This is a genomic window from Burkholderia sp. MSHR3999 (assembly GCF_000833595.1).
Taxonomy (GTDB): Bacteria; Pseudomonadota; Gammaproteobacteria; order Burkholderiales; family Burkholderiaceae; genus Burkholderia; species Burkholderia ubonensis.
This window is the reverse complement of record NZ_JRFO01000005.1, coordinates 61506-87419: the sequence shown is the minus strand read 5'-3', so window position 1 is coordinate 87419 and position 25914 is coordinate 61506. Positions and strand designations below refer to the sequence as shown.

The following is a 25914-nucleotide window of genomic DNA, read 5'->3' as shown; positions in this document are numbered from 1 at the left end:
GAAGCAACGTAATGGAACGCATCCCATGAAGCTTCTTCGCGCTACCGTCGCCCTGGTCGTGCTGGTTGCCGGCTGCTCATCGGTGCCCGCCACCCAGCCGATCGCCCGGCAGATCCCGCCGGACACGCACACCTGCGCCTCGCGCGCCAGCCCCTGCGCGACGCGCGATGCCGCCACGCCGAAACCGCCGGTGCTCAGCGTCGGCGTGAGCGACCCTGATACGCAATTGACTCTGCCCTGGTTCCTCACCGACATCATCAACGCCGTGAACACGCACGAATCCTCCGGCGACTTCCTGCGCGCGATAAGAAGCGGCTTCTGACCCAATGGCCGAGCGACCCGGCGTCGCTCATCCCATCCATTACATCAGACGAATATGCGGCTGTCGGTGGGCCGGCGCTCGACGGGACGCCTTGACCATTTCCCGATTCCCACCCTACATTGCCGTTTGCAGGCCCGCGCCCGCCCGGCGTACTCATGACCCAAACCGATAGTTTGCTATCGAATTTGCTTGCCACCAGCATCCCGGCCATGACCAATCTGCACGATCTCCGTCTCGCCGTCAGCAGCACGCTCGTGCTCGCCGCCCGCAAATGGCGTCGGACGAGCGACGGCGTGCTGGCCGCGCTCAACGCCCCTGACGCCACCGCGTCGCACCACGCCCCGCCGGCCGATCTCGCGCCATGACCTATCCGAGCGTTCGCGACTGGCTGTTCTCGACCAAGACGTTCGCGGCGTCGATGCTGGCGCTTTATCTCGGCCTGTTCTTCCAGCTGCCGCGCCCGTATTGGGCGATGGCAAGCGTCTACATCGTGTCGAACCCGTTCGTCGGCGCGACGCGCTCGAAAGCGCTGTACCGCGCGCTCGGCACCGCGCTCGGCGCCGCGGCCGCGATCTTCTTCGTGCCGCCGTTCGTCGAGACGCCGTTCCTGTTCAGCCTCATCGTCGGCGCGTGGTGCGGCACGCTGCTCTACCTCGCGATTTCGGACCGCACCGCGCGCAGCTACGTGTTCATGCTCGCCGGCTATTCGATGCCGCTGATCGCGCTGCCGACCGTGACCGATCCCACCACGGTGTTCGACGTCGCGATCGCGCGCACCGAGGAGATCGTGCTCGGCATCGTCTGCGCGAGCGTGGTCGGCAGCACGATCTTTCCGAGCCGGCTCGCGCCGACGCTGATCGAGCGCACGGACGCGTGGTTCAAGGATGCCGCGTTCTACGGCCGCGAGACGTTGTCCGGGCACATCGCCGGCAAGGCGCTGTCCGCGTGCCGGCAGCGCCTCGCGGCAACGATCACGGGGCTCGAATTCCTGCTGAGCCAGCTCAGCTACGACCACGCGCATCCGCGCATCCTGTCGCGCGCACAGGCATTGAGCGGCCGGATGCAGCTGTTCCTGCCGCTGATCTCGTCGCTCGCCGATCCGCTGATCGCGCTGATGCGCGACCTGCACCTGCGCCCGCCCGGGCTCGACGCGCTGCTGGCCGACGCGGCCAGATGGTTCGATGCGCCGCTGCCGTCGATCAGGGGCGACAGCGCCGGCAGCGTCGACGATCCGGCCGCGGACCGGCTGCGCGAGCGCATCGCCGCGCTGCAGCCGCCGGACAGCGCGCTCGCGACCTGGGACGGCGCGCTGCTGTCGAACGCGTTGTGGCGGCTGCGGCAGGTGATCGACGTATGGCAGGACTGCCGCTCGCTGCGCGCGCTGATCGCGCACGAGTCGGGCGTGTGGCAGCCGCGCTACCGGCACTGGCGGCTCGGCGGCACCGAGCGCTTCTTCGATCGCGGGATGATGCTGTTCTCGACGCTGACGGCGGTCGGCGCGATCGTCGTCGCGTGCGCGCTGTGGATCAGCTCCGGCTGGCACGACGGCGCGAGCGCCGTCACGCTCGTGGCCGTGTCGTGCAGCTTCTTCGCGGCGCTCGACGAGCCGGCGCCGATGGTGTTCCGGTTCTTCCTCGCGACCTGCGCGAGCGTCGTGATCGCCGGCCTGTACCTGTTCGTCGTGCTGCCGCACGTGCACGACTTCGCGATGCTCGTGCTGATGTTCGCAGGCCCCTTCATCCTGGTCGGCACGCTGCTGCCGCGCCCGCAGTTCAATATGGTGACGATGCTCGTCGCGGTCAACACGGCGACCTTCATCAGCATCCAGAGCGCATACGAAGCCGATTTCTTCGTGTTCCTGAACAGCAACCTCGCGGGCGTCGCCGGGCTGCTGTTCGCGTTCGTCTGGACCCGCGCGACCCGGCCGTTCGGCGCGGAGCTCGCCGCGCGGCGGCTGTTGCGCTCGGGCTGGGAGGACGTCGCGCGATCCGCGTCGACGCAGCCGCTCGACGACCAGCGCAACCACGCGTCGCGGATGCTCGACCGCGTGACGCAGCTGCTGCCGCGCCTCGGCGCGTCCGACGACCATCGGCACCCGTCGATCGAAAGCTTCCGCGACCTGCGCATCGCGCTGAACGCGCTCGACCTGCGCCGCTGGCGCGGCAAGCTCGACGGCGACGTGCCCGATGCGATCGACAGCGTGCTGGCCGGCGTCACCGCGCACTTCACGCGCTGCGCCGAAGCGAACGCGCGCCAGCCGGCGCCGCCCGCGCTGCTCGCGACGATCGACGACGCGCTGCGCCGCGTGGCCGACCGCACGCTGCCGGCGGCCGCGGCGGCGAGCGGCGTCGCCGCGCAGCGGGCGGCGCCGGTCGTGCATCGCCGGCTGCGCGACACGCTGCATGCACTCGTCGGCCTGCGGCTGTCGCTGTATCCCGCGGCGGCGGGGCAGGCGCCCCGGGCATCCGGAGCGGCGCAGCCATGACCTGTTTCTCTTCAACGCAACGGCCACCGCGATCATGATCGGCGAAATCGACATCTTCGGCGTCTTCGTGCCGGCCCCGCTCGTGCTGATGCTGATCGCGTACCTGATCAACGTCGTGATCCGCGCCGGGCTCGCGCGCGTCGGCTTCTATCGCCTCGTCTGGCACCGTTCGATCTTCGATCTCGGCATCTACGTGTTCGTGCTCGCCGCCGTCGTGATCGTGTCCCACCGTCTCGTGGCTACCTAACGTGAAAAAAACCTGGTTCTCCGCTGCACAGATCCTGCTGACGCTGATCGTCGTCGTCGTGGCCGCCCTCGTGCTGTGGCGGATCGTCAACTACTACATGTTCTCGCCGTGGACGCGGGACGGCCACGTGCGCGCCGACGTGATCCAGGTCGCGCCCGACGTGTCCGGCCTCATCACGTCGGTGCAGGTCGTCGACAACCAGCCGGTCAAGCGCGGCCAGGTGCTGTTCGTGATCGACCAGGCGCGCTACGCGCTGGCCGAACGCCTCGCGCGGGCGACGCTCGACCAGCGCCGCGCGACGCTCGCGCAGGCGAAGCGCGAATACGCACGCAACCTGAAGCTCGGCAACCTCGTCGCCAGCGAGCAGGTCGAGGAAAGCCGCACCCGCGTCGAGCAGGGCGAGGCCGCCGTCGAGGATGCGCAGGTGTCGCTCGACACCGCGCGCCTGAACCTGCAGCGCACGACGATCGCGAGCCCGGTCGACGGCTACCTGAACGATCGCGCGCCGCGCGCCGGCGAATACGTGCCGGCCGGGCGTGCGGTGCTGTCGGTCGTCGATCAGCATTCGTTCCGCGTCGACGGCTACTTCGAGGAAACCAAGCTGCGCGGCATCCATATCGGCCAGGCCGTCGACATTACGGTGATGGGCGAGCCGCATCCGTTGCGCGGCCACGTGCAGAGCATCGTCGCCGCGATCGAGGATCGCGACCGCACGCAAAGCGCGAACCTGCTGCCGAACGTGAACCCGGCGTTCAGTTGGGTGCGGCTCGCGCAGCGCGTGCCGGTGCGCGTCGCGCTCGACGACGTGCCGGACGATTTCCGGATGATCGCGGGCCGCACCGCGACAGTATCGATGCGCGAGGCGGACACGCGCCGCGCCGGCAATGCGAAGCCGGGCGCGGCAAGCGCGGCGGGGGCGTCGCAATGAAGCAGCGCGGCCTCCATGTCGCGGCGGCGCTCGCGCCGCTCGCGTTCGCACTCGGCGCGTGCAAGTCCGTCGGCCCCGACTACCATCTGCCGCAGCAGGCGTACGTCAATGCGCCCCTCGCGAACGGGGCGCTCGACGGCGCGGGCGGCACGCTCGTGTCGCACGACGCGCTGCCCGGGAACTGGTGGCAGCTCTACGACGACCCCGTGCTGAACGGGCTCGTCCGGGACGCGCTGAAGTCGAACACCGACCTGCGCGTCGCGGCCGCGAACCTCGCGCGCTCGCGCGCGGCGCTGGACGTCGCCAACGCGCAGGGCGGGTTTTCCGGCGGCGCGGAGGCCGGTGTGCAGCGCGCACAGGAATCGGCCGAGCAGTTCCTGCTCGACAAGAAGCTGCCGGTCGTGAACGAAGGCTCGCTCGGCATCAGCGTGTCGTATGAGATCGACCTGTTCGGCAAGCTGCGGCGCGGCGTCGAAGCCGCACGCGCGGACAGCGAGGCCGTCAAGGCGGCCGGCGATCTCGCGCGCATCACGGTCGTCGCGGACGTCGTGCGCGCGTACGTCGAAGCATGCTCGGCCGGCGACGAGCTCGCGGTCGCGAAACAGTCGCTCGCGCTGCAGCGGCAGCGGGTCGCGCTGTCGCAGCGCTTGCGCGACGCGGGGCGCGGCAACCAGACCGACGTGACGCGCGGCGTGACGCAGGTGCGCACGCTCGCCGCGGACATCCCGCGCTTCGAGGGCCGCCGCAAGGTCGCGCAGTATCAGCTCGCCGCGCTGCTCGCGCGCGCGCCGGCCGACCTGCCGAAGGCGGTGGGCACGTGCGAACGCCTGCCGAAGCTGCGCCAGCCGATTCCGGTCGGCGACGGCGCCGCGCTGCTGCGGCGCCGGCCTGACGTTCGCGAGGCCGAGCGGCAGCTCGCCGCCGCCACCGCGCGGATCGGCGTCGCGACCGGCGCGCTGTATCCGTCGATCAGCATCGGCGCGACGGCGGGCACGACCGGCCTCGCCGGCGACCTGTTCTCGCCGGTCACCAATCGCTGGTCGTTCGGACCGCTGATCAGCTGGACCTTCCCGGTCAACGGCCAGCGCGCGCGCGTGCGCGACGCCGAAGCGGCGAGCGCCGGCGCGCTCGCGCATTTCGACGGCGTCGTGCTGAACGCGCTGCGCGAAACGCAATCGAGCCTCGCGACCTACGCGGCCGACACGCAGCGTGCGGATGCGTTGCTGACGGCGTATGAATCGGCGCGAAGCTCGGCCGACGAAACGCACCGGCTCTACCTGGCCGGCCGCGAGTCGTTCATCTCCGATCTCGACGCGACCCGCACGCTGACGAGCGTGCGCGCGCAGGTCGCGGCGGCCGAAGGGCAGGTCGCGGCCGATCAGGTGCGGCTGTTCCTCGCGCTCGGCGGCGGCTGGGAAGCGGACGCGGCGCCGGCCGCGCAAAGTGCCGTGCAGCCGGCCGCAAGTGCGTCGGCCAACCCGGCGGCGCGGGAATGACCTCCGCGGCGCGTCACGGCGGCCGGGCCATCGCGGCCACGCGGATGCGTGATCCGCACCATCGCGACCGGACGTCGCCGGCCGTTCGCGTCGGCGGTAAACTGTCCGGCGCATCCCTTCCGTCCATCGCTGCCCGCCGGGCAGCGACCCTCATTCCGGAGATTCACCATGCGAACCAGCGCCCGTAATCACTTCGCCGGTCAGGTCACCGCCGTCAAGGCCGGCGCAGTCAACGACGAAATCACGCTGCGCACGCAGGACGGCCTCGACATCGTCGCCGTCATCACGCACGGCAGCGCCGCGTCGCTGGGCCTTTCCGCCGGCTCCGCGGCATTCGCGCTGGTCAAGGCGTCGTCGGTCGTCGTGATGGTCGACGTCGACAGCAGCAAGGTATCGGCCCGCAACTGCATCGCGGGCACGGTGTCGTCCGTCACGAAGGGCGCGGTCAATTCGGAAGTGGCGATCGCCGCGCCGGGCGGCGCGCAGATCGTCGCGATCGTGACCAACGACAGCGTCGAGCATCTCGGGCTCGCCAGCGGCAAGGCCGCCACCGCAATCTTCAAGGCATCGAGCGTGATCGTCGGCGTCGAGTGACGCCCTCGCGAGCTGGCGCCGTGATGTCCGCGTCCGACTGCACCGATCCGTCCAATCTGCCGCTCGCCTGCGAGCAGCAGCGGCGCACGCTGCTGGCCGGCACGGCCGATGCCGATGCGCCGGACGCCCGCCTGTTCGCGACGCTCATCGCGGCACGCGGCGGACGTGGCGAGCTCGCGCTGCTCGGCCTTTCGCAGGCACAGTTCGCCGCGCTGCTGGCCCGCCACTTTCCGCGCCTGCAGCCGGCTGCGATCGCTGCGCCGCCTGCCAGGATCGTGCTCTGGAACAGCGTGCATGCGGACTTCGTCGCAACGCTCAGCGCACTGCTGTTGCGCGATGCCAGTCGCGCGGTTCGCCGCGACGACGCCGAATGCGTCGCCGCGATCATCGCCCACGCGTGCCTGCGTCCCGATCATTTGTGGCGAGACCTCGGGCTCGACGGACGCGATGCGGTGTCCGGCATGCTGGCGCGCTATTTCCCGGCGCTGGCGGCGCGCAACGTCGCGCATCTGCGCTGGAAGAAGTTTCTTGCCCGCGAAATCGCGGCCAACCTCGGCGTACCGCCCGCCCCCGCGCCGGGATGCCCCGGTTGCGACGACTACGCCCATTGCTTTCCGCACACGCAATAGCAGCCGCGCAGCCGTCGCGCGCACGGCCCGTTCGTGTATCCTGTCGCGCATGACCAAGCCCTCCACCGCCGCGAAGCGGCCCGCAGCCGACGAACCCAGCGTGAGTTTCCGCATGCGCATCCGCAAGGGCGACACGGTCGCGCTCGGCCCGGGCAAAGTCGCGCTGCTCGAAGCCGTGCGCGAACACGGTTCGATCTCGGCGGCCGCGCGCAGCCTCGGCATGTCGTACCGCCGGGCGTGGCTGCTGATCGACGAACTGAACCGTTCGCTGACGTCGCCCGCCACCATGTCGGAGCAAGGCGGGCACAGCGGCGGCGGCTGCACGCTCACGCCGGTCGGCGAGGAAATCGTCCGCCTCTATCGCTCGATCGAGCTGCAAGCGCAAAAGCATTGCGCGAAACAGATCGCGGCCCTCACCCATCTCATGCAGTCCTGACGACCTGATGCGGCGCTAGCCGTGCCGCAGGCAGAACGCCGATACACGGCTGCAGCGGGACGACTGCGCCGTATCGTCGTGGTCGTCCGTCATCAGATCGACGAAACTGGCGACGCTCGCGGTCCTGAGCGGGTAATAAGCAATCCGGTGCCGCTCGCACAGGCGCTTGAGCGTGTTCATCGAATCGTGATCGACGCAGTCGACCGGGAACACGATCAGGTCGGCGCCGGGAATCGACGCCGCGAGCTTGCCCTTGCGGTCTTCGATGCCGCCGTCGTGAACCGTCAGCGAGCCGCCTGCCGATTCGACGAGCTGCCTGATCGCCGCATGCGCGCCGGGGCGGCCGCCGACGTACACGATGCGCTTGCCCTGCACGCGCGCGAGCGCGGTCGGCTCGCTCCCGGCTTCAGCAAGCGTGCGCAGCACCATCCGCTCGATCGCATGCGCTTCGCGCTTCATCGTCTCGATCGTGTCGCGCTGCGCGTCGAGTTGCGCGCGCAGCGCCTGCACCCGCAGCTGTTCCTCCTGCAGCCGGTCCTCGGCAGCGCCGCGGCGGCTCGCATGCAGCGCGACGACGGCATCGCGCCCGCTCACCGCTTCACGCAGCCGTGCGAGTTCCGCATGCAGGCCGTCTCCGGCCGGCTCGGCACGGCGGCTCGCCGCCGCGCTCAGCGATTCGATCGTCGCCCGCAGTCCGCGCACCTCGGCGTCGCGTTCGACGGCAAAGGTCCGCAGCCGGTGCTGCTGACGCTCGATCTTGCTCCTGAGCGTCACGTTCTCGTCTTCGAGCGCGACGAGTCGCCGGATGTCGGCCCGGTTGGCCGCGCCCACCAGATGCGACAGCATGTGCACGTCGCCGAACGCAAGCTGGCGCAGTTCCGGCGTGCTGGCCGGATGCGTGACGACGGCCCAGTATGCGGGCGGCACGTCGCCGGTCTTCAATGCATCGGCCCATAGCGCACGCAACGCGTCGGCATCCGTCGCGGCGCCGAAGCGCTTGATCGCGAGCGCGTACCGCTGATCGAGCGCCTTGTGCAGCGCCTTTGCGCCTTCGCCGCCCTGCGTCGCGAGCTCGACCGCCGCATGATGGATCTGCAGGTCGGTGGCCTGCTCGCGATCAACGGCGGCATGGCGAGGCACGAGCTTGCGCAGTTCCGCCGTCGTCAGGCAGGTGCCGATCACCGAGCAGTGGAAGTGCGGATCGAGTTCGGCGAGGCGCGCTCGGCGGGTCGACGCCACACGGGTGACAGGCGCGGGGCCGCAGCAGCGGTCCTCGGGTGGATGCGGCGGATGCAGCTGTTTCGCACCGGGTTGGCCGGGTGCCAGTCGGGACAGTCGAAACGGGGGCATCTCCATCGCGGACCTCGATCAGTTGGCGGTTCAGGCGAAGCGCTCGCGCCCGCTGCGCGGCATCGACGCCGCATCCGGCGGCAACGGGTGCTCGGCGCGACCCGCGAGCACGTGCGCGACGCACAGCCCGACGAGCTCGGCGTCGAGCAGCTCCAGCACCGTGGCGGCATCGCGGAGCTCGGCATCGCTCGCCGGCGGCGAATGCAAAAAGATCACATCGCGGTATCGTTCCGCCGCCCCGACGCGTTCGATGCAGCGCCGCAGCTCGGGCAGGCGACGAAATTCCGCACGTTCGGCACTGGACGCGAGCGACTGCAGCAGCGCATCGAAACGGCGCGCGTCGGGTGCGCCGGCGTTCGGTGCATCCACGTCTTGCCGCTCGTCGAGCATCGCGATGAAACGCAACACGCTGCCGCGCAATCGCGCAAACGCATCGGCCACGTGCGCGATCCGCTCCGCACGCTGCCCATCCTCGCGCCGCCTCAGCGGCACGATTTTCGCGGACTGCTTGCCGCGTGCAACGCCGTCGTCCTGACCCTGCTGCACCAGTTCATCCATCCCGCCCTCGCTGCAACCGAACGCGCGTCACTCGACGGTGCGTCGCTTCTCCATGGCCTCGTAATATACAGCAGAATATAACGAATGCGGATTCGCTCCGCGACTGCACCGCTCCGCCCAACGCGATCGCGCTCGCCGGAAAACGATGCCTGCCCCCAGGAATAAGCCGTCCGGGCCGAACGTTTACTGCACGTACTTCGCACATCGGAAAAGAGACGCACCGTCGCCCCGGCTTGCCCGTTCTTGCCGCTCGACAGGCTGTGCCCGTTTCGACAGGCGCAAGTTTCACCGCACAGGGAGGCAATCATGAACCCCGCTTGTCGTGCCGCGCTCGTCGCCGGCATGGCTGCGCTCGGCATTGCGTCGCAGGCGTGCCACGCGCAGCAGACCGTCAAGGCGACGCTGCGCTCTGACTCGATCCAGCTCGAACCGCGTGACGTGAAAGCCGGCAAGGTCACGTTCGACGTCGTGAATTCAGCGGACAGCGACACGACGCACGAACTCGTCGTGCTGAAGACGGAACTCGCCGACGGCGCGCTGCCCGTCCGCAAAGGACAGGTGCTGGAACAGCGTCTGCACAAGGTCGGCGAAGTCGAGGACATCGCGCCAGGCAAGCGCAGGCGTCTCGCGCTGACGCTTGCGCCCGGCCACTACGCGCTGATCTGCAACAAGCCCGGCCACTATTCGGCCGGCATGCATGTGGCGCTGGTCGTCACGCGCTGAACGATTCCGCGTGAATGGAGAGGAGGTGACCGAACACTGCTAATGCCGGTGGCGATGATGGATATCCGGGAAATGCGCGTGCGAATGCGTGATCGGCAAGTGCACGTGCGGATGCGCATGCGGCTCGTCGCCGTCGTACGGAAAGTCGTGCGTGTGCTGATGATGCGCGTCGTGGCGATGCCGGTGCGTGTGCTCCAGCCGTTCGTGCGTATGCTCGTGATCGTGCCGTTCGCGCACGTGCAGCCAGATGCCGAGCGCCATCAGCGCGGCGGCAATCCAGAACGCGACGGACGGCAGCTCCGGCCAGATCAGCAGCGACAGCGCGACGCCGAACAGCGGCGCAACCGAAAAATAGGCGCCCGTGCGCGCCGTGCCGAGATCGCGCAGTGCGATGACGAACAGCACGAGGCTGACGCCGTAGCCGGCCAGGCCCGTCAGCATCGCGGCCGCCGTCGTCGCGGCGGCGGGCCAGGCCGCGCCTGCCGCCACGGCCACCGCGATATTGACCGGACCCGCGACCAGCCCTTTCATGCACGCGATGACCATCGCGTCGTTCGCCGACACCTTGCGCGTGAGATTGTTGTCGATCGCCCAGCACAGGCAGGCGCCGACGATCAGCAGCGCGCCCGTCGGCACGCCCGCCGCACCCGGCTTCCACGACAGCAGCACGCCGCCGGCGACGATCGCCACCATGCCGAGGAACACCTGCAGGTCGACGTTCTCGCGGAATACCACCCACGCGATCACTGCAGTCAGCACGCCTTCCAGATTGAGCAATAGCGCGCTCGTGGCGGCCGGCGTGCTCGCCAGGCCGAGCATCAGCAGCGCCGGCCCGGCGATGCCGCCCGCTGCGATCGCACCGGCCAGCCAGGGAAGCTCCGATTTCTTCAGCGCGTGACCTGTGTCGGCATGGGCGGCAGGCCGGCGCAGCCGGCGGATCACGATGCCGGCGCCCAGCCCGATCCCGCTTCCCAGGTAGAACAGGCCGGCCACCATGAACGGCGACATCGCGCCAAGGAGCGCCTTGGCCAGCGGCGTGGCGGCGCCGAACAGGGCGGCCGCGGTCAGTGCGACGACGATCGCGTTGAATCTCGAGTGCATGGGATTGGGGAATGCGGGTTGCGCAGGGCTTGCGGCGACGTGGGCAGAGTATCTCACCTGCTTGACGGCCTGACGTCATTTTTCACCGGCGCGCCGCATACGAAATGCGATTGATTCGCCTTGCCGTTTCGTCACCGATACACCCATGTCCGATTGAGATTCGACGCGCGACTGACTATCGTTGAAGCGGCACGACGCAACGCAAGTGGACACTGCTCTGATGGGAGACTACCGCTATGAAAGGCGACAAGAAGGTCATCGGCTATCTGAACGCGCAGCTGAAGAACGAACTGACTGCGATCAATCAGTACTTCCTGCATGCGCGCATGTTTCGGCACTGGCAGCTCGACAAGCTCGGCAAGCATGAGTATGACGAATCGATCGGCGAGATGAAGCATGCGGACGCGCTCATCGAGCGGATCTTCGTGCTCGACGGCCTGCCGAATTTGCAGGACCTGCACAAGCTGCTCGTCGGCGAGCATACGGAAGAAATCCTCGAATGCGACCTGAAGCTCGAACGGGCGTCGCAGGCCACCTGCAAGGAGGCGATCGCGTACTGCGAATCGGCGCAGGACTACGTGTCGCGCGAAATCCTCGAGCACATTCTCGACGACACCGAGGAACACATCGACTGGCTCGAGACGCAGCTCGACCTGATCAAGAAGGTCGGCATCCAGAATTATCTGCAGTCGGGCATGACGTCGCTCGAGTGAGCGCGCGATCGTGCCCGACTGCGTGCGGCACGTGCGTTACATGTGCCACTTGACCGTGGCGGCCAGCGTGCGCGGCGCGCCCGGCATGTTGTACATGTCGGCATTGCCGTGCGCGGAGATGTAGTAGCGGCGATCGAACAGGTTGTCGAGCGTCAGCGTCACGTCGACCTTCTTGCTGCGATAGCCGGCGCCGAGGTTGAACACCGTGAACGACGGCAGCGTGACGAGATCGCTCGCGGACGCGTAGCGCGCCGACTGGAACTGCGCGCCGGCCGCTGCGTAGAAGCCATACGGCAGCTCGCGCTTCAGCCACAGGTTCGCGCTATGACGCGGCATCAGTCCCGGCGTGTTGCTGGACAGCGCCAGCCCGGCCGACGTCGCTTGCGGCGAGCCGTCCACCGTGCCGTTCAGATACGCGTAGCCGGCGTACACCGACCACTTCGGCGCGATCTCGCCGGAGAAGCCCAGCTCCATCCCGCGCACGTGCTGCGTGCCGATCGGCAGCGCATAGCCGGGGTGCGCCGGATCACCGATCTGCTGGTTCGTCTGGCGCATGTCGAACAGCGCGATGCTCGCCAGCGCCTTGCCGCCGAGATCGAACTTCGAGCCGATCTCGTACGCGGTGGTTTTCTGCGGGGCCAGCGCCGCGCCGTTCGCGAACGCGCCGGAACTGATCAGCGTGTCGGCGAGCGGCGAGAACGACTGGCTGAACGATCCGTACAGCGTGAGCCAGTCGAGCGGCTCGTAGATCAGGCCGACGCGCGGGCTCCATGCGCGATCGGTGCGGTCGAGGTTGACGTTCGACGACGTGTAGTCGTGGCGGACTTGGTTCAGGTAGTCGAAACGCAGGCCGGCGAGCACCTTCCAGTGCTCCGTCAGCGAGATCAGGTCCTGCGCGTAGACGCCGACGAGGCCGGTGACGGTCGACGCGTTCGTCCGCGCGGGCGTGCCGGCCGGCACGCCGGGCAGGCTCACGAGCTGCGGATGGTAGAGATCGTAGGTCGCCACCTTCGACGTGTTGTAGACCGTATCGAACTTCTGCTGCTGGGACAGCTCGAGCCCGTACAGCAGCTCGTGGCGCATGCCGAACAGCGCCGTCTTCTGCGTCAGCTCGAATACGCCGTCGACGCCGTGATCGGTGCGCTGCCGCGTCGACTGGTCGAGCGTCACGGTCGGACGCGCGGCGGTCTTGATCGGCTGGAACGTCACGTAGTTCTTCCGCTCGAGCGAGAAATCGTACGCACGGATCGCGCCGTGGAACGACAGCGAATCGCTGAAGCGATGATCGAGCGACACGGTTGCGCTCTTCGCCGACACATCGTTGTACGAACTGTTCGCCGCATCGGCCGAGCCGTAGTACGTGTTGATCGGCACGTCGACCGGCCTGCCCAGATACGCGGGAATCCCCTGGTCGGCGGTGCGCCGGTCGTGAAGGTAGTCGAACTCGACGTTGAGCACCGTGTCCGGGCTCAGCTTGAACTGCGCGGACGGCGCGATTGCCTGACGGTTCAGCTGGAACTGATCGCGGAAGCTGTTCGAGTTCTCCACCGCGCCGGTGATGCGAAAGCGCGCCGCGTCGTTCGCATTCCAGCCGAGGTCGAAGTCGCTGCGCCGCTCGCCGCGCGTGCCGAGCGTCACGCCGACGTCGCGCACCGGGTTCGCCTGCGGCCGCTTCAGCACGCGGTTGACGATGCCGCCCGCCGAGCCGCGGCCGTACAGCACGGCGGCCGGCCCCTTCAGCACTTCGACGCGCTCGACGTTCGACAGGTCGCGGTAGTAGAGCGCATCGTCGCGAATGCCGTCGACGTACTGGTCAGTGATGCTGTTGAAGCCGCGAATCGTGATCTGGTCGCGCTGGCCGTCGCCGACCGAGAAGCCGACGCCCGGCACGTTGCGCAATGCGTCCTGCATCGACGTCGCATTCTGGTCTTCGATCACCGCGTGCGGCACCACGTTCACCGTCTGCGGCACGTCCATCAGCGACATGTCGGTCTTGGTCGCCGAACGCGAGCGGCTCGCATCGTATGCCGCGCGTTCGGCGGCGGCGTTGACGGAAATCGTCGGCAACGTGGCCGGCGTGTCGCTTGCTTGGGCAAACGACGTTTTTGCGCCGGCGAGCGACGTCGCGATCAGGAGCGCGCGGCAGGCATTCTTGTTGAGTTTCATCGGATACGAAAGAAGACGGTCGACGGATCGGTTTCGGCAGACATGAAAAAGGCCGCGGCGTCCGACCCGCGGCCTGAAATATCTCGAAATATTAAATGATAATGATTCGCGTTTTTAATCAATATGCCGATCTGTCGCCTGCTTGCAACATGCCATGCGTCAGACGGTGCGTTTCATCGCACCGACATTTCCGGTTCCTGACAAATTGCTTTCCATGAAGGTGTTTCCGGCGATGCGGTCTCGAACGCGCGGCCGAATTGCGCTACTGTCCGGCCGGCCCGCCGCGCTTGAGTTTCGCTTGCCGCCGCGCACGGTCATTGACGATCTGATGCCGCCGATGGTCGGTCATCTTCTTCCACGCGCGCGCTTCTTCGAGCGTGCGAAAGCAGCCGACGCAGAAGCCCGTGCTGCGGTCGAACGAGCAGACGTCGATGCAGGGTGACTTGACCGCCATCGCCTACGCCGCCGAACGCGGATGCACGACTTCGACGGTCAGGTGCGAAAGGCCTGCGACGGGATCGAGAAGGTCATGGTAGAAACGCGCATCGCGGCTGCCGTCAAGTGTGGTCACCGACACGACCGCGCTCATGTGGCCCGGCCCGAGACGCCAGGCGTGCAGGTCCGTCACCCGGTCTCCGCCGCCTTCGATCAGGCTGCGCACACGCTGCGCGAAGCGCGGATCCGATTCCATGTCGAGCAGGATGCGGCCCGTGTCGCGCATCAGCCCGTACGACCAGTTCGCGATCACCAGCGCGCCGACGATGCCGGCCAGCGGGTCCATCCAGACCCAGCCGAATGCGCGTGCAAGCACGAGGCCGGCGATTGCGAGCACCGATACCGCCGCGTCCGCCATCACGTGAACGTATGCCGAGCGGATGTTGTGATCGCGCGTCGTGACCGCGTGCGGGTGCGCGTCGCCATGATCGTGATCGAGCTCGACGCATGCGGTTTTCGATGCATCGTCGTGCGTGTGATCGTCGTGCGTGTGATCGTCATGAGCGTGATCGTGATGATGGCCGTGATGGTCGCCGCCCAGCAGCCACACGCTTGCGAGATTGACGAGCAGGCCGAGCACCGCAATCGGAATCGCCTCGCCGAAACGAATCGGCACCGGCGACAGGAAACGCGACACCGCCTCGTACCCGATCAGTAGCGCGATCATCGCGAGCACGATCGCGCTCGTGAAGCCCGCGAGGTCGCCGAGCTTGCCGGTGCCGAACACGAACCGCCGGTCGCCCGCATGCTTGCGCGCATACGTATAGGCCAGCGCCGCGATCAGCATCGCCCCCGCGTGCGTGGACATGTGCAGGCCGTCGGCGACGAGCGCCAGCGAGCCGAACATGCTTCCGCCAACGATTTCCGCGACCATCATCACGCTGCACAGCGCAATCACCGCCCACGTCCTGCGTTCGTTCTGATCGTGCGCCGCGCCCAGGAAAATGTGGTCGTGTCCCGCGCCGAATGCCGCGTCCTTGAAATCGCTCATGCCGTGTCTCACTTGAAGTAGCTGTGCACGACTTCGATCAGTTGCTCGGTCGCGCTGCCCTCGTCATGGCCGCCATCGTGCTCGGCATCGACGAGGTGCGTGCGAATGTGATCCTCGAGCACGACGGCCAGCAGCCCGTTCATCGCGCCGCGGCAGCTCGTGATCTGCTGCAGGATCTCGTTGCAGCCGCGCTCTTCCTCGAGCGCGCGCTCGATCGCCTCAATCTGCCCCTTGATACGACGGACCCGATTGAGCAGCTTCTGTTTTTCGCGGACGGTGTGGCTCATCATTGGCCTCCAGATAGGGAGGGGGAGTATACCTCGGAAGCTCAAATCAATATAGGGTACAGGGGTATATCATCGGGAACGCGTGGCATCACGCGATTGCAGGCTGAATCGTCCCTTCGTCATCCGAATCGTCCAGGTCGATCCACACACTACCCCATCGTAGCGAGCGGCATCTCCGGGATGTGCGCCACCTGCGACGCGCTGTTCCTGCTGGCTACGGCTTCCGTTGGACAGACGCGCGCCCCCGACGTATCGGCGACGCCGGGAAATTCTCACGATCAATCAGGATAACGAATCGGATGGTGCGAGCGAAGTCGTCGGCGCGTCGACTGTCCGGGCTCATAGAGCGGGTACTCGAACCCGCCGTCGCACGGTCGCGACGGCATTCGCGCAAACCGACGGAAGATGACGGGGAATGTGCACGCGGGGATCGCGTGATGGGGACAAGTCCGGAAGTGCCGCGCATTGCCCGCACGGAAAACCCTGCTTGCACCGCCGACGGCCCATGACACGCCGGCGGTCGCGGTATCGCGTCGACGCGTTACTCGGTTTTCGCTGCTTGCGGCTCGACCGGCGCCGCTTGCGTCCCGGCGTCCGTCGTTTGCGGCTCGGCGGTTTCGGCCTGCTGAGCCTGAGCCTCGGCCTTTTCCGGCTGCGCATCCGCCTTTGCGGCTTGTGCGGGCCCCTTCCTCTTCGGGCCGCGCGCCTTCAGCCGTCGCGCGCGCGCCGCGTCGTCCTTCGACACCCGCCCGGCTTCGTTGCCTTGCAGATCGACACGCACGGCATCCTCGACCAGGCAGGACCAGTAACGGTTGCCGCGGCACCAGGTCGACATTGCGTCGCGCAGCTCGGCTTCGGTCAGCCCCACTGCCTGCGCCTGGCCGGCGAGATCCGCCCAGATGCCGACCTTCAGCGGCACCTTCGGCGCCGGATTCTTCGGGAACGCCAGCGGGAAGCGTTTCTGCAGCTTGCCGATCGCGACGACGACCGGATCGACCGGCGCCGACGGCTTGCCGCCGGACGACGGTCTTGCGCCCGAAGACGCTTTCGCACCGGACGACGCCTTCACGCCCGAAGCCGCCTTCGCACCGGACGGTGACTTGGCCCCCGAAGCCGGCTTGCCGCCGGACGACGGCTTGGTTCCGGAATCCGGCTGCGCCTTCGTGCGCTTCGCATTCCGCTCCTGCTTGGCCTTCGCCGCGAGTTGATCCCGCAGAGCGGCAAGTTGTTCAAAACCCATAAATTCAATCCACCAGGAATATTGAGCGTGGCTTCCACCGCGCGCCGGGCATCGCGCAACGGTTCTGGATGGCGGCTTTCGGCCACTCCGTCACCGGCACGGAAGATACGGCATGAGCAGCATGTCACACGCATCTGTTCGGGCACCCGGCCTCGCTGCCGGATGGAACGCAGGACAGGAGTATACCGCGCGCGTCACGTCTGACGGACTGGCGAATCTCTTTCGTTGCGCGGTCAGGCGTTGCCGACGCGATGGCGAGCTGTGCGGCCGAAGTCGCGGCCGCGGCTGCTTCGGCGCGCAACGTAGCCGTTTATGGGAGTGCGAGGCCCGCGCCGGCTTCGCCCCCGGTCCGCCGGGTCTTGCGTCTTGTCGTCAGAACACGCCGAGCGCGAGACCAGCCGCGAGGCCGGCGCCGAGTTCGGCGCAGCGCGCGAGATCTTCCGCGCCGATCGTCTTCGGTGCGAGGATGCGTTCGGTCGTCTGCGCATGGGTGCACACGATCAGGCCCGGCGCCACGTTATTGAGACGCCAGCCGGTCGCGATGCGATCGATCTGGCGCAATGCGTTCTGCCCGTCGCTGCCGGCGCAGATCATCGTCGCGTACGGGCGCCCGTTCACGCGGTCGAGCGCCGCGTAATAGCAACGATCGAAGAAATCCTTCATCAACCCGGACATCGCGGCGAGATTCTCCGGCGTCGCGAACAGATACGCATCGGCCGCCAGCACGTCGTCCGGGCCCGTCTCGTCCGCGCGCTGCAGCCTGACCGACACGCCGGCTTGTTCGCGCGCCGCGCTCGCGGCCGCCTCGGCCATCTGCCGCGTGCCTCCGGTCATCGTGTGATAGACGATCAGCAGCGTTTTCATCGGTGTTCGTGTGTCTCCCGCCCGATGCATGGCGCCGGCCATTTCGCGACGACGCGATGCGGCACTCGCTCGCGCGATCCGTGCGGCATCGGTATCAGCATCGGCGCGCTTCCAATGTAGATCAAACGCCGGGGTCTCGAGAAAGTGCGGTTCCACATATCTTCAACGATCGGTCCCGCCGTCGTCCCGCTTGCGCTCGTAGTACGCGAGAAACATGTCGGCTGCGGACTCGGCTACCCGCTTCTGCGCGGCTTCGTCGAGCGGCGGCTGGCCCATTGTCACCTGCGGCCAGAACGCGAACGCCTTTATCGCACCCAATAACTGAAACGACGCGAAGGCCGGATCCGGCGCCGTGAGCCGGCCGGCCGCGGCAGCCGCGCGAATCCATACCGTCACGTCTTCCTCCCGCTCGCCGAAACGCTCGACCATGTCGCGCGCGCGCTCCGGCGAATGAATGGCGGCGCCGATCGCGACCCGCGCGAGTGCGATGAAAGACGCATCGTTGAGAAGGCGCAGCTTGCGCGCCAGCAATTCGAGCAGTTGCCCGCGCAACGGCGCGTCGTTGCAATAGGCGGGCAGGCTGCCTGTCTGGCATGCGTCCCAGAGCTGGTGCAGGATCGCGGCAAACAGCGCGTCCTTGCTCGGAAAGTGGTTGTAAACCGTGCGCTTCGAGACATCCGCGCGCGCCGCGATGCGGTCCATGCTGGTCGCGTCGTAGCCGGCCGCAAGAAATTCCTCGATCGCGGCATTGATGATGGCCGCCCGCTTTCGATCGGTCAGACGTTGATGAGTGGCACTCGTATTCATTTCCGAATTTTATACCCATCAGTTTACTTTTCTCGAAGATAAACTACACTGTGCAGTGTATTTTTAATCCGGATGGATTCCATGACATCGTTCCCCGATTTCGTTCATCGCACGTTGGGCTTCTCCGCCGCGAAACGCGGCCGCATATCGTCCGCCGGATCGCCGCAACACGACGGCGAACGCTTCCTCAATGTTGCGCCGCGTCCGGGCGAAGGACTCGGAAAGATGCTCCGCATCATGTGGAACATGTTGTTCAACAAGCCGCGCGGCGCGGTGCCGGCGGGCGCCCTTCCGGTCGATACGCTCACCCGCGACGAGCTCGACGCGGCACCCGACCGCAGTCTGTACCGGCTCGGCCATTCGACGCTACTGCTCAAGCTGCGCGGCCAGTTCTGGCTGACCGATCCCGTGTTCGCCGAGCGTGCGTCGCCGTTCCGGCGCCTCGGCCCCAAGCGGTTCCATGCACCGCCGATCGCGCTTGCCGACTTGCCGCCACTGCGCGGCGTGATCCTGTCGCATGATCACTACGACCACCTGGACCGCGATACGGTGCTCGCGCTGGCCGCGACGACCGGCGTGTTCCTGGCACCGCTCGGTGTCGGCGATCGCCTGATCGAATGGGGCATCGACGCGGCGAAGGTGCGTCAGCTCGACTGGTGGCAAAGCGCGGAAATAGACGGCCTGACGCTGACCGCGACGCCTGCGCAGCATTTCTCCGGTCGCAGCCTGTTCGACGGCAACAGCACGCTGTGGGCGTCGTGGGTCATCGTCGACGACGATCTACGCGTGTTCTTCAGCGGCGACACCGGCTACTTCGACGGCTTCAGGACCATCGGCGAACGCCTCGGGCCGTTCGACGTGACGCTGATCGAAACGGGTGCGTACGACGCGCAATGGCCGTATGTCCACATGCAACCCGAAGAGACCGTGCAGGCGCATGTGGATCTGCGCGGCCGCTGGCTGGTGCCGATTCACAATGGCACGTTCGATCTGGCGATGCACCGCTGGCAAGAGCCGTTCGAGCGTGTGACGGCGCTGGCGACAGCACGCGGCGTCGAACTGTCGACGCCGCGCATGGGCGAACGTCTGACACTGGCTGCGCCACATCGCGGCGAGCGGTGGTGGCGCAGCGTCGACGAGAAAGTCGAAGCGGCGAAGTCGCTGAGGCTGGCGATTTGTGCGTCGCGGGCGGCCAGGTGAGCGTTGCTTGTTCGGATGTGCTGGTCGACGCGTCGTGCATTTGCCGGAGAACGGCTTGGCGGCGCGTGGACGGCCGCGCGTGCTCACCCCGACGACCGCACTCCTCGGGGCAGACGACCGTGGCGACGGACATTCTCGTTCTTCGTTTGAAATTCCGGATTCCGCAGGAGGCAGGGACTGAGGTTGCGGGCGGGTAATTCTTGTTAGGTATCGGAGCATTCAGCGCGTCTACTGGCTGCCTCCACATCGCTCTGCCTCTCGCATTCCACGTTTCATTTCGTCGCGACGAGATAGCGCGTAGCGCGCTAATCAAGTGCTTTGGTGTGAGTGCGGCCCGGTTCCCGACGTCACGCGAAAAACAAATCATTCGATATTCGTCCTTCGCGTGGTCGCCCACAAAGTGCGGACTCGGGCACGAGCACAACTTCGCGCAGGGCGACAACCTTGCGCGCGATTGGCAGGGCGCATCACAACTGCTCAATCGAAATAGCCATCTGCATCAAATCAAACGAAGCCGGAATTCGGGCGTGGATGTTCGTCGAGGTATCGGCCGTCCTGCAGCCCGAATCGCGATAAAAGCGGCAAGTTCGATATGCAAACCGCGTAGCCCTCTGCCCTGCTCTATCCAATAGCTCGAGTTCCTCGAGCGCTTCTTTTCCAAACGCGCATTAGCAATAGCTACATTGCTATTGGCACTCCTTCGTCCACGACTTCGTCAAGCATCGCTGTTTGCCGCTCAGGATGAGGAACGGGGTATCGCGTTGTCACGTGACAACTCACGCGCCGCGCATCCGCCTCCAGATACGGTATCGCATCGCATTCAAGCCAGGATTTTGAATATGTCGGCCGAGCACGTATCAATAACTACGAAATACGTTTCAAATGAAATGCGAGACGGCAGACCGCCAGGGGAATGACGCGCGCGCGCGTCACGAATCTTCATGCGCCCCTGTTTTCGGCAGCGAATCCACCGAATATGCGTGAAACAACATGAGGAATCGCCCGGAAACCCTTGCCAGGCATGGTTTTACGAGCATACCCCTATTTCACACAGATGTTTCACGATGTGGATTGATGCCTATCCGATGCCTGCGTCCGACCATCTCGGATGGCCTCAATACGCCCAATGACACCCCGGATCGAGCAACTGACGCCAACTGCGCGAGCTACGCGCATGTTCAATCGTCCGGCATGGGAGTACTCGAGACAGCGTCGTATGCGCAAAGAAGCTGTTTGATCAACTTCGTGGATATGCCCACCATTAATGGGGCCACATCATAGCAAGGAGACATATTTCCAGGCCCCTGCTAGCTGCGCCTCGCTTTGAAAAAGCCTCGTGCCATGATCCGTGGAAGGGAATACACAACGAACACGAAAGGCGCGCATCGAGGCCGCTGCAATGCAATGGCTTGAGCACAGTGACACCATTGCGCCTAAACGCTGCTGCGGATCGTCAATCTGCCTCCACTACAAGTCAGCAACCCGTCGATCCCTGCTGACATTCCTCGCGCAACAACAAATCCTCAATACAGCCGCCCGTTGTCACGTGACAACTCATCCACAAGCGATGAGCCCTGGTCCATCGCAAGTTCTCCTGTCGCTCATTCTCAGAGATATCTCGCCTCCCCAGCATGAGCCGATTTCAACCGGCGCGAAGCTTGTTGACGCTCACCACCGCAATTGTCACGTGACAACTCGCTACTTGGTCGCGACGCCGCCCATCGACTCGATCGCTAAGATTTGCACGATGAGTGACCAACTTGCCCACCTCGCGTCGTCCATCAACATGGCAAATTGTCACGTGACAACTGCATATCCTCTGTCGGCCATCATTTGGCTGAACAAGGCATCGCATTGTTATAGGTGTTCGAAAAAATCGTTCGGCCGAGTGAAATTCCAAAATCTAGTCACAAGCACCACGCTTGAATCATCTCGTTGATCGTCCACTCCATTGAGAAGATGGATCGGCCGGAATTGCTATTGGCTCTAGATGCATGACTCTTGTTGGATATCCCCCAAGAACGTTGGCCGTTCTGCCACTTGTCACGTGACAACAACATCGCTCGTCTGCGTTTCTCGAACGGAACATCTTGTCTGGACATTTCTCCAAAAAATGCATATATTGCGCAAAACTCCTTGGAGGAATTTAATGGCTTTCAAGATCGCCGTCAGCAATCAAAAGGGTGGTACTGGAAAGACAACCATCTCCGTCAACATCGCCGCAGCCTTCGAGGCGGGTGGAAACAAGGTTGCGCTCATCGACGCCGATCCCCAGGGCACATCCGTCAGATGGGTCACAAGCGGCGAGAACACACTCCCGATGACCGTTCTTTCGCTCGCCCCGGCCGGTCGAGGAATCGGTGGAGAGATCAAGAAGCAGGACGCGCATTTCGACGTGATCGTCGTCGACTGCCCCGGCAACCTCGAGGATCCGCGCATCGCATCGGTGCTCGAAGTCGCCGACTTCTGTCTCGTACCGCTGTCACCGTCGCCCGCGGATCTGTACAGCACCGTCGCCATGATTCGCATGATCGAATCCATGCGAGCGGTACGTAACCCTAGTCTTTCTTCCGCACTGATGCTCAATAGCGTCAATGGAAAAACTAAAATGCGTGAAGAGATTTTAAAAATTCTAAAAGCAGAAGAAATAGGGGAGCATCTGCTGGACAGCCAGATCGCCCAACGCGAGGTCTACCGACAGACCTTCGCGCTCGGCACCACCATCCACCATCACAATCGGTACCTGAAAGGCCTCAAGGAGGCCCGTGCGGAGATCGAGAGGCTGGTCACCGAAATGGCCCAATACATCGCGTCGACGCGCGCTACCGGAACCGCTCATGGCTAAAGACACATCGAAAGAAAAGAAGGCGACGGGCAATCTCCATCTCGCAGCCGGTCTGCTGCGCGGGCTTGCGCAGGAAAACGCGGCGCTGGAGACGCGGCTGCCCGAACCGCCCGTCACGCCGCTGACCGCTGTCGCGCCGCCTGCGGTCAAAGCGGTCGTGACGCTGCCCGCCGATGCGGAGGATCTCGGCGCCCCGCAAAAAGTTGCCGTGAAGGACTGCATTCCGAACCCGTTCAATCCCCGGGTGTTTTATTCGGAATCGAGCCTGCACGAGCTCGCGCTGACGTTGAAACGGGAAGGGCAGATCGAGCCGATCAAGGTGACCCGGCTGCCGGAGTTCCCCGGCAAGCTGGTCGTGATCGACGGGCAGCGCCGGCTGCGCGCCACGAGCATCAACGGCGACGAAACCATCAACGCCACCTTCCGCTCGGATCACACGCCCGAGCAGCTCTATACGATCGCCTATCGCGCGAACCACGATCACGAGCGCCAGACGATCTTCGACGATGCAGTCGCATGGAAGCGCCTTCTCGACGAGAAAGTGTTCCCGGACCAGAACACGCTGGCGGAAAAGATCGGCAAGGACAAGGCGACCATCAGCAAGACGCTGTCGCTCAATGCCTTGTCGACCACGCTCCTCGAGCGGATGGCCGCCGCGAACGACGTGGTCGGCCTGCAGGCCGCCTATTTCCTGAAGCTGATCTTCGAGCGGCTGGGCGAACCGACCGCAGACCGCCTGCTCTCTGCCGTCATCGACCGGAAAAAGTCCGTGCGAGACCTCGAGAACTTCCTGCGTGCGCAGAACGACGGGAACAAAAAGGCGGGACGGACTCGGTACAGCGTGCGCCACGATTTCGCAATCGAATCGCGGACGATCGGGCAATTGAAGACGTATCCCGACGGGCGTGTCGACCTGCAGCTCAAAGGCGTCGACACCACTCATCAGGAAGCGCTCGCCGACAAGCTCAAGGCCGTGATCGACGCCTACGTCGCCGAGCTGCCCACCGCACAAAAGTAAGCTGCCCAAATAAAAACCTCGCAGGGACGCTGCGAGGTTTTTTTTATCAGTTTGCTGCGAGACTGCTTCTGAGCAGGAATTCCAGCAGGTCGTCCGAAGTCGGTTCGCCCCAGGTATCCAGCGCCAGCCATCTGAAGAAGCTGGTTTGCGCAAGCTTGCTCGCCTTCTTCTTCGGCGACAACGTCAGATCCTTCGAACCGGTCACCGTTTCGTTGTAGCGCTCGATAAGCTTGGTCTGGTCATCGATTTCCAGTTCGCGGAAATACGCGCCCGCCTCATCGATCTTGGCGGCGAGATACTTGTCGCGGATCTGCTCCTGCTTGCTCTGCGCCGTCTCTTTCGCCGGCGTCGCCGTCTCCGTCGCGTGGCCGTCCGACAACGTGTAACCGTGCGTCAACGCCTTGCGGAAATACGCGCCGACATTATCGATCGGCGCCGCGTTCTTTTTCGTAGTCCGATTGAGCGTATAGGCAATCGCGGCCTTGATGCGTTGCACGCCGTACTGGGAAATCAGCCGACGAGCCTCCGAGCGCGGGACGCCGAACTTGGCCACCTCCTCGACCAGCGCTTCGTTCTTGACGTCGCCGTCCTCCACGGTATCCGCGCTCTGCTTGCGCGTCACCTTGAACTGGACCGCCTCCACACTGCGTCCGGACTTGTGCTCGATCAGCTCGAGCGTGTGGTCCGATACTTCGTTGACCTCCTGAATGCACGGCACCAGGACCTTGCTCTTGAACAGCTTGTATTCCTTGTACGACTGCGACGCCTTGTCCTGCCCCAGGATGAGGTCGCGGAATTTCGGCAACGGGATCTTCGCGGTTATGCCGATTCCTTCGTAGCGCACCGTGTTTTCCCACAGCGCGAGCGAATGCGAGCGCCGGAACTCGCGCGCGATCCGCATATCGATGAGCGCGTAGATCTCCGGATTGAGCAGTTCGCTGCGAATCTGGTCCGAGAAGCTGTACTTCAGCACCGATTGCTCGAGTTCCGCGCCGGCCAGCAGGCCCGACGCCTTCCAGACGGTCGAGCGGTCCCCGGCCAGATAGTCCCAGTTGACGACGGTGCTGATGAGCGAGTTCACCGTGTCCTTCACGTACTTCGTGTTGTTGCTGTTCAGCCCGCTTTCGTGCGAGAGCGCGGCAATCGAGATCGAAAAGCTCGTGCGGCCCGGCTCGAACGCTTCCTGCCGAAGCGCGTTCTTGATCAGCGAACTGAACATCTTGCGCTGCTGCAGACCGATCTTTCCCGACTTGGGTGCGATGTGAATCGCTTGAACCGCCTTGCGCAGCAAGTCGGGAGGCTCGGGCGTCTGGAACAGCGAGACCTGTTTGTCGGAGCCTTTGCTTGCGGGCTTTCGCGGCATCGTGGTGTCCGGATAAGGTGACCTTGTTGAGGGCGGAATTTATACCTTTTCGCCGCCGCCGGCAATGTCCCAGCTCGCAGGTCACTTGCACAATCGTGGCTAACTCATCGAGCACAAAGGAGATTTTTTTGTGAAGCAATGCTCGCAAGCCCCCATAAGCATCTACCTTTTCTCGGAGTCCCTTCCCAAAAGCAGCTACCTTTGGCGAGTTCCGACCGAATCGAGCCGGCCCTGAGCCTCATCGAAGGTAACCTTTTATGGGAACCAGACGGACGGAACGACGATCGGCCGCCGAATTCGTGGTGCCGTGCAGCACCCCGGCATTCTTTCCCCCATAACTTGCAACCTTGACGGTTCCCCATGAATGGGTACCTTTCGATCCTCATGTGTTTCGATGTTCGCGCAGCTCAGGTCGTAACGCATCCAGATCGATCCCATAGCTGGCAACCTTTTGACACTCCCATAAAAGGCTCCCTTTCCATCGAAGCGATCCTGTTTATGGGAAGGCAGGACTCGCCTGGTATCCGAATCCTGTTCGGTATACGTTGGCCCGCCTCCCATAAACGGATACCTTCAAAGCGCCCCACAAATGGCTACCAAAGATCATCCTTGTGGACATTCGTCGCGCGACAGCATGTCCGAATCTCCCCATGGATGGGTACCATTGCCGCTTCCCATAGGCGGCTACCCACGGCATTCCACCGGCAAATTCCCATAACCGGGAACCCTCCCACCATATCCACAGCCCCGATTTCCCATTCCGAGGTACCTAATTCCCCAAATCCACAGACCTGAGACCCCAAACCCTTCTACCTTCCCTCCCATAAATGGGTACCGAACACCGGTCAAACCCTTGTCAGGCAAGCCTGTGTGGCCTCTAAAAGTAGTTAAAGAAGTAAACGTTGCTTTCTAAAGATGTAAACACACTGTGTGCTTTCGGAAAAAGCCACCCCCATAAACCGCTACCAGACGAGCTGCCTGCGTGCAGTCAAGCGACGTCCGTCGAGGGTTCCTGCCGAGCTGACACGTGCATCGCACCGTCTGGCGGGCCTTTCC

Annotated in this window: 24 protein-coding genes and 1 pseudogene; 14 read left to right on the top strand and 11 right to left on the bottom strand. The window is 65.0% G+C overall.

Annotated features, from left to right (window positions below):
- The first annotated feature begins 25 nt into the window (after positions 1–25).
- The 9 genes and pseudogenes from KY49_RS14480 (at position 26) to KY49_RS14445 (ending at position 7137) form a co-directional block, all read left to right on the top strand.
- Entirely contained in the window at positions 26–322 is a 297-nt protein-coding gene (locus KY49_RS14480) for a hypothetical protein (protein WP_042585361.1), read from the top strand.
- Between the two features lie 209 nt (positions 323–531).
- Positions 532–654, top strand: a pseudogene (locus tag KY49_RS37320) (MarR family transcriptional regulator); the annotation flags it as partial.
- A 29-nt stretch (positions 655–683) separates the two neighbouring features.
- A complete protein-coding gene (locus KY49_RS14475; RefSeq protein WP_042585360.1) occupies positions 684–2807 on the top strand; it encodes an FUSC family protein in 2124 nt (707 codons plus the stop codon).
- 34 nt (positions 2808–2841) lie between these two features.
- A complete protein-coding gene (locus tag KY49_RS14470) occupies positions 2842–3054 on the top strand; it encodes a DUF1656 domain-containing protein (protein WP_042585359.1) in 213 nt (70 codons plus the stop codon).
- A 1-nt stretch (position 3055) separates the two neighbouring features.
- Positions 3056–3982, top strand: coding sequence for an efflux RND transporter periplasmic adaptor subunit (locus KY49_RS14465; protein WP_042585358.1), 927 nt, complete (start codon positions 3056–3058; stop codon positions 3980–3982).
- Positions 3979–5478, top strand: a complete 1500-nt coding sequence (locus KY49_RS14460; RefSeq protein WP_042585357.1) for an efflux transporter outer membrane subunit — start codon at positions 3979–3981, stop codon at positions 5476–5478. Before KY49_RS14465 ends, KY49_RS14460 begins: the two co-directional genes overlap by 4 nt.
- Positions 5479–5646: 168 nt before the next feature.
- Positions 5647–6072: a TOBE domain-containing protein gene (locus tag KY49_RS14455; protein WP_042585356.1), complete on the top strand. Its 426-nt coding sequence runs from the start codon at positions 5647–5649 to the stop codon at positions 6070–6072.
- A gap of 23 nt (positions 6073–6095) precedes the next feature.
- Positions 6096–6701 carry a nitrogen fixation protein NifQ gene (locus tag KY49_RS14450; protein WP_042585790.1) on the top strand — a complete coding sequence of 202 codons (606 nt, stop codon included), beginning with the start codon at positions 6096–6098 and terminating at the stop codon, positions 6699–6701.
- Positions 6702–6750: 49 nt separating this feature from the next.
- On the top strand, positions 6751–7137 hold the full coding sequence (locus tag KY49_RS14445) for a winged helix-turn-helix domain-containing protein (RefSeq protein WP_230461533.1): 387 nt from the start codon (positions 6751–6753) through the stop codon (positions 7135–7137).
- Between the two features lie 15 nt (positions 7138–7152).
- On the opposite strand, the gene KY49_RS14440 is transcribed toward KY49_RS14445, so the two are convergent.
- Together KY49_RS14440 and KY49_RS14435 are read right to left on the bottom strand one after the other, a co-directional pair.
- Positions 7153–8493 (bottom strand): DUF2325 domain-containing protein, encoded by a 1341-nt coding sequence (locus KY49_RS14440; protein WP_042585355.1) that lies wholly within the window; start codon positions 8491–8493, stop codon positions 7153–7155.
- A 24-nt stretch (positions 8494–8517) separates the two neighbouring features.
- Positions 8518–9045: a hypothetical protein gene (locus KY49_RS14435; protein ID WP_052495703.1), complete on the bottom strand. Its 528-nt coding sequence runs from the start codon at positions 9043–9045 to the stop codon at positions 8518–8520.
- Between the two features lie 306 nt (positions 9046–9351).
- Between KY49_RS14435 and KY49_RS14430 the strand changes: the two genes are divergently transcribed.
- A complete protein-coding gene (locus tag KY49_RS14430) occupies positions 9352–9768 on the top strand; it encodes a cupredoxin domain-containing protein (RefSeq protein ID WP_042585354.1) in 417 nt (138 codons plus the stop codon).
- A gap of 39 nt (positions 9769–9807) precedes the next feature.
- On the opposite strand, the gene KY49_RS14425 is transcribed toward KY49_RS14430, so the two are convergent.
- Positions 9808–10869, bottom strand: coding sequence for a DMT family transporter (locus tag KY49_RS14425; RefSeq protein ID WP_042585353.1), 1062 nt, complete (start codon positions 10867–10869; stop codon positions 9808–9810).
- A gap of 236 nt (positions 10870–11105) precedes the next feature.
- On the opposite strand from KY49_RS14425, the gene bfr reads away from it, so the two are divergent.
- Positions 11106–11582: a bacterioferritin gene (gene bfr, locus KY49_RS14420; protein WP_042585352.1), complete on the top strand. Its 477-nt coding sequence runs from the start codon at positions 11106–11108 to the stop codon at positions 11580–11582.
- A gap of 36 nt (positions 11583–11618) precedes the next feature.
- On the opposite strand, the gene KY49_RS14415 is transcribed toward bfr, so the two are convergent.
- The 7 genes from KY49_RS14415 to KY49_RS14385 all read right to left on the bottom strand — a co-directional run bounded on the left by KY49_RS14415 (position 11619) and on the right by KY49_RS14385 (position 18432).
- Positions 11619–13748 (bottom strand): TonB-dependent receptor, encoded by a 2130-nt coding sequence (locus tag KY49_RS14415; RefSeq protein WP_042585351.1) that lies wholly within the window; start codon positions 13746–13748, stop codon positions 11619–11621.
- Positions 13749–14010: 262 nt separating this feature from the next.
- Entirely contained in the window at positions 14011–14202 is a 192-nt protein-coding gene (locus KY49_RS14410) for a DUF1289 domain-containing protein (RefSeq protein WP_042585350.1), read from the bottom strand.
- A gap of 3 nt (positions 14203–14205) precedes the next feature.
- Positions 14206–15234: a CDF family Co(II)/Ni(II) efflux transporter DmeF gene (gene dmeF, locus KY49_RS14405; RefSeq protein ID WP_042585349.1), complete on the bottom strand. Its 1029-nt coding sequence runs from the start codon at positions 15232–15234 to the stop codon at positions 14206–14208.
- Positions 15235–15242: 8 nt separating this feature from the next.
- On the bottom strand, positions 15243–15521 hold the full coding sequence (locus KY49_RS14400) for a metal/formaldehyde-sensitive transcriptional repressor (RefSeq protein ID WP_010097112.1): 279 nt from the start codon (positions 15519–15521) through the stop codon (positions 15243–15245).
- A 541-nt stretch (positions 15522–16062) separates the two neighbouring features.
- The gene (locus KY49_RS14395) at positions 16063–16761 is read right to left on the bottom strand and encodes a ProQ/FinO family protein (protein WP_042585348.1); all 699 of its coding nucleotides are present in this window, start codon (positions 16759–16761) and stop codon (positions 16063–16065) included.
- Positions 16762–17133: 372 nt separating this feature from the next.
- Complete coding sequence (locus tag KY49_RS14390; RefSeq protein WP_042585347.1) at positions 17134–17625, bottom strand: NAD(P)H-dependent oxidoreductase; 492 nt, start codon at positions 17623–17625, stop codon at positions 17134–17136.
- 162 nt (positions 17626–17787) lie between these two features.
- Positions 17788–18432: a TetR/AcrR family transcriptional regulator gene (locus KY49_RS14385; protein WP_042585346.1), complete on the bottom strand. Its 645-nt coding sequence runs from the start codon at positions 18430–18432 to the stop codon at positions 17788–17790.
- Between the two features lie 81 nt (positions 18433–18513).
- On the opposite strand from KY49_RS14385, the gene KY49_RS14380 reads away from it, so the two are divergent.
- The 3 genes from KY49_RS14380 to KY49_RS14370 all read left to right on the top strand — a co-directional run bounded on the left by KY49_RS14380 (position 18514) and on the right by KY49_RS14370 (position 23495).
- Positions 18514–19632 carry an MBL fold metallo-hydrolase gene (locus tag KY49_RS14380; RefSeq protein ID WP_042585345.1) on the top strand — a complete coding sequence of 373 codons (1119 nt, stop codon included), beginning with the start codon at positions 18514–18516 and terminating at the stop codon, positions 19630–19632.
- Between the two features lie 2149 nt (positions 19633–21781).
- On the top strand, positions 21782–22477 hold the full coding sequence (locus KY49_RS14375; protein WP_042585344.1) for a ParA family protein: 696 nt from the start codon (positions 21782–21784) through the stop codon (positions 22475–22477).
- Positions 22470–23495, top strand: coding sequence for a ParB/RepB/Spo0J family partition protein (locus KY49_RS14370; RefSeq protein ID WP_042585343.1), 1026 nt, complete (start codon positions 22470–22472; stop codon positions 23493–23495). The genes KY49_RS14375 and KY49_RS14370 overlap by 8 nt, the downstream gene beginning before the upstream one ends.
- 46 nt (positions 23496–23541) lie before the next feature.
- On the opposite strand, the gene KY49_RS14365 is transcribed toward KY49_RS14370, so the two are convergent.
- A complete protein-coding gene (locus KY49_RS14365) occupies positions 23542–24858 on the bottom strand; it encodes a replication initiation protein (protein ID WP_042585342.1) in 1317 nt (438 codons plus the stop codon).
- Positions 24859–25914 lie beyond the last annotated feature (1056 nt).

Excerpts from the sequence above, each read along its gene's own strand:
- KY49_RS14480 (WP_042585361.1), top strand. The coding sequence starts at position 26 with ATGAAGCTTCTTCGCGCTACCGTCGCCCTGGTCGTGCTGGTTGCCGGC.
- KY49_RS14475 (WP_042585360.1), top strand. The coding sequence starts at position 684 with ATGACCTATCCGAGCGTTCGCGACTGGCTGTTCTCGACCAAGACGTTC.
- KY49_RS14470 (WP_042585359.1), top strand. The coding sequence starts at position 2,842 with ATGATCGGCGAAATCGACATCTTCGGCGTCTTCGTGCCGGCCCCGCTC.
- KY49_RS14460 (WP_042585357.1), top strand. The coding sequence starts at position 3,979 with ATGAAGCAGCGCGGCCTCCATGTCGCGGCGGCGCTCGCGCCGCTCGCG.
- KY49_RS14455 (WP_042585356.1), top strand. The coding sequence starts at position 5,647 with ATGCGAACCAGCGCCCGTAATCACTTCGCCGGTCAGGTCACCGCCGTC.
- KY49_RS14450 (WP_042585790.1), top strand. The coding sequence starts at position 6,096 with ATGTCCGCGTCCGACTGCACCGATCCGTCCAATCTGCCGCTCGCCTGC.
- KY49_RS14445 (WP_230461533.1), top strand. The coding sequence starts at position 6,751 with ATGACCAAGCCCTCCACCGCCGCGAAGCGGCCCGCAGCCGACGAACCC.
- KY49_RS14440 (WP_042585355.1), bottom strand. The coding sequence starts at position 8,493 with ATGGAGATGCCCCCGTTTCGACTGTCCCGACTGGCACCCGGCCAACCC.
- KY49_RS14435 (WP_052495703.1), bottom strand. The coding sequence starts at position 9,045 with ATGGATGAACTGGTGCAGCAGGGTCAGGACGACGGCGTTGCACGCGGC.
- KY49_RS14430 (WP_042585354.1), top strand. The coding sequence starts at position 9,352 with ATGAACCCCGCTTGTCGTGCCGCGCTCGTCGCCGGCATGGCTGCGCTC.
- KY49_RS14425 (WP_042585353.1), bottom strand. The coding sequence starts at position 10,869 with ATGCACTCGAGATTCAACGCGATCGTCGTCGCACTGACCGCGGCCGCC.
- bfr (WP_042585352.1), top strand. The coding sequence starts at position 11,106 with ATGAAAGGCGACAAGAAGGTCATCGGCTATCTGAACGCGCAGCTGAAG.
- KY49_RS14415 (WP_042585351.1), bottom strand. The coding sequence starts at position 13,748 with ATGAAACTCAACAAGAATGCCTGCCGCGCGCTCCTGATCGCGACGTCG.
- KY49_RS14410 (WP_042585350.1), bottom strand. The coding sequence starts at position 14,202 with ATGGCGGTCAAGTCACCCTGCATCGACGTCTGCTCGTTCGACCGCAGC.
- dmeF (WP_042585349.1), bottom strand. The coding sequence starts at position 15,234 with ATGAGCGATTTCAAGGACGCGGCATTCGGCGCGGGACACGACCACATT.
- KY49_RS14400 (WP_010097112.1), bottom strand. The coding sequence starts at position 15,521 with ATGAGCCACACCGTCCGCGAAAAACAGAAGCTGCTCAATCGGGTCCGT.
- KY49_RS14395 (WP_042585348.1), bottom strand. The coding sequence starts at position 16,761 with ATGGGTTTTGAACAACTTGCCGCTCTGCGGGATCAACTCGCGGCGAAG.
- KY49_RS14390 (WP_042585347.1), bottom strand. The coding sequence starts at position 17,625 with ATGAAAACGCTGCTGATCGTCTATCACACGATGACCGGAGGCACGCGG.
- KY49_RS14385 (WP_042585346.1), bottom strand. The coding sequence starts at position 18,432 with ATGAATACGAGTGCCACTCATCAACGTCTGACCGATCGAAAGCGGGCG.
- KY49_RS14380 (WP_042585345.1), top strand. The coding sequence starts at position 18,514 with ATGACATCGTTCCCCGATTTCGTTCATCGCACGTTGGGCTTCTCCGCC.
- KY49_RS14375 (WP_042585344.1), top strand. The coding sequence starts at position 21,782 with ATGGCTTTCAAGATCGCCGTCAGCAATCAAAAGGGTGGTACTGGAAAG.
- KY49_RS14370 (WP_042585343.1), top strand. The coding sequence starts at position 22,470 with ATGGCTAAAGACACATCGAAAGAAAAGAAGGCGACGGGCAATCTCCAT.
- KY49_RS14365 (WP_042585342.1), bottom strand. The coding sequence starts at position 24,858 with ATGCCGCGAAAGCCCGCAAGCAAAGGCTCCGACAAACAGGTCTCGCTG.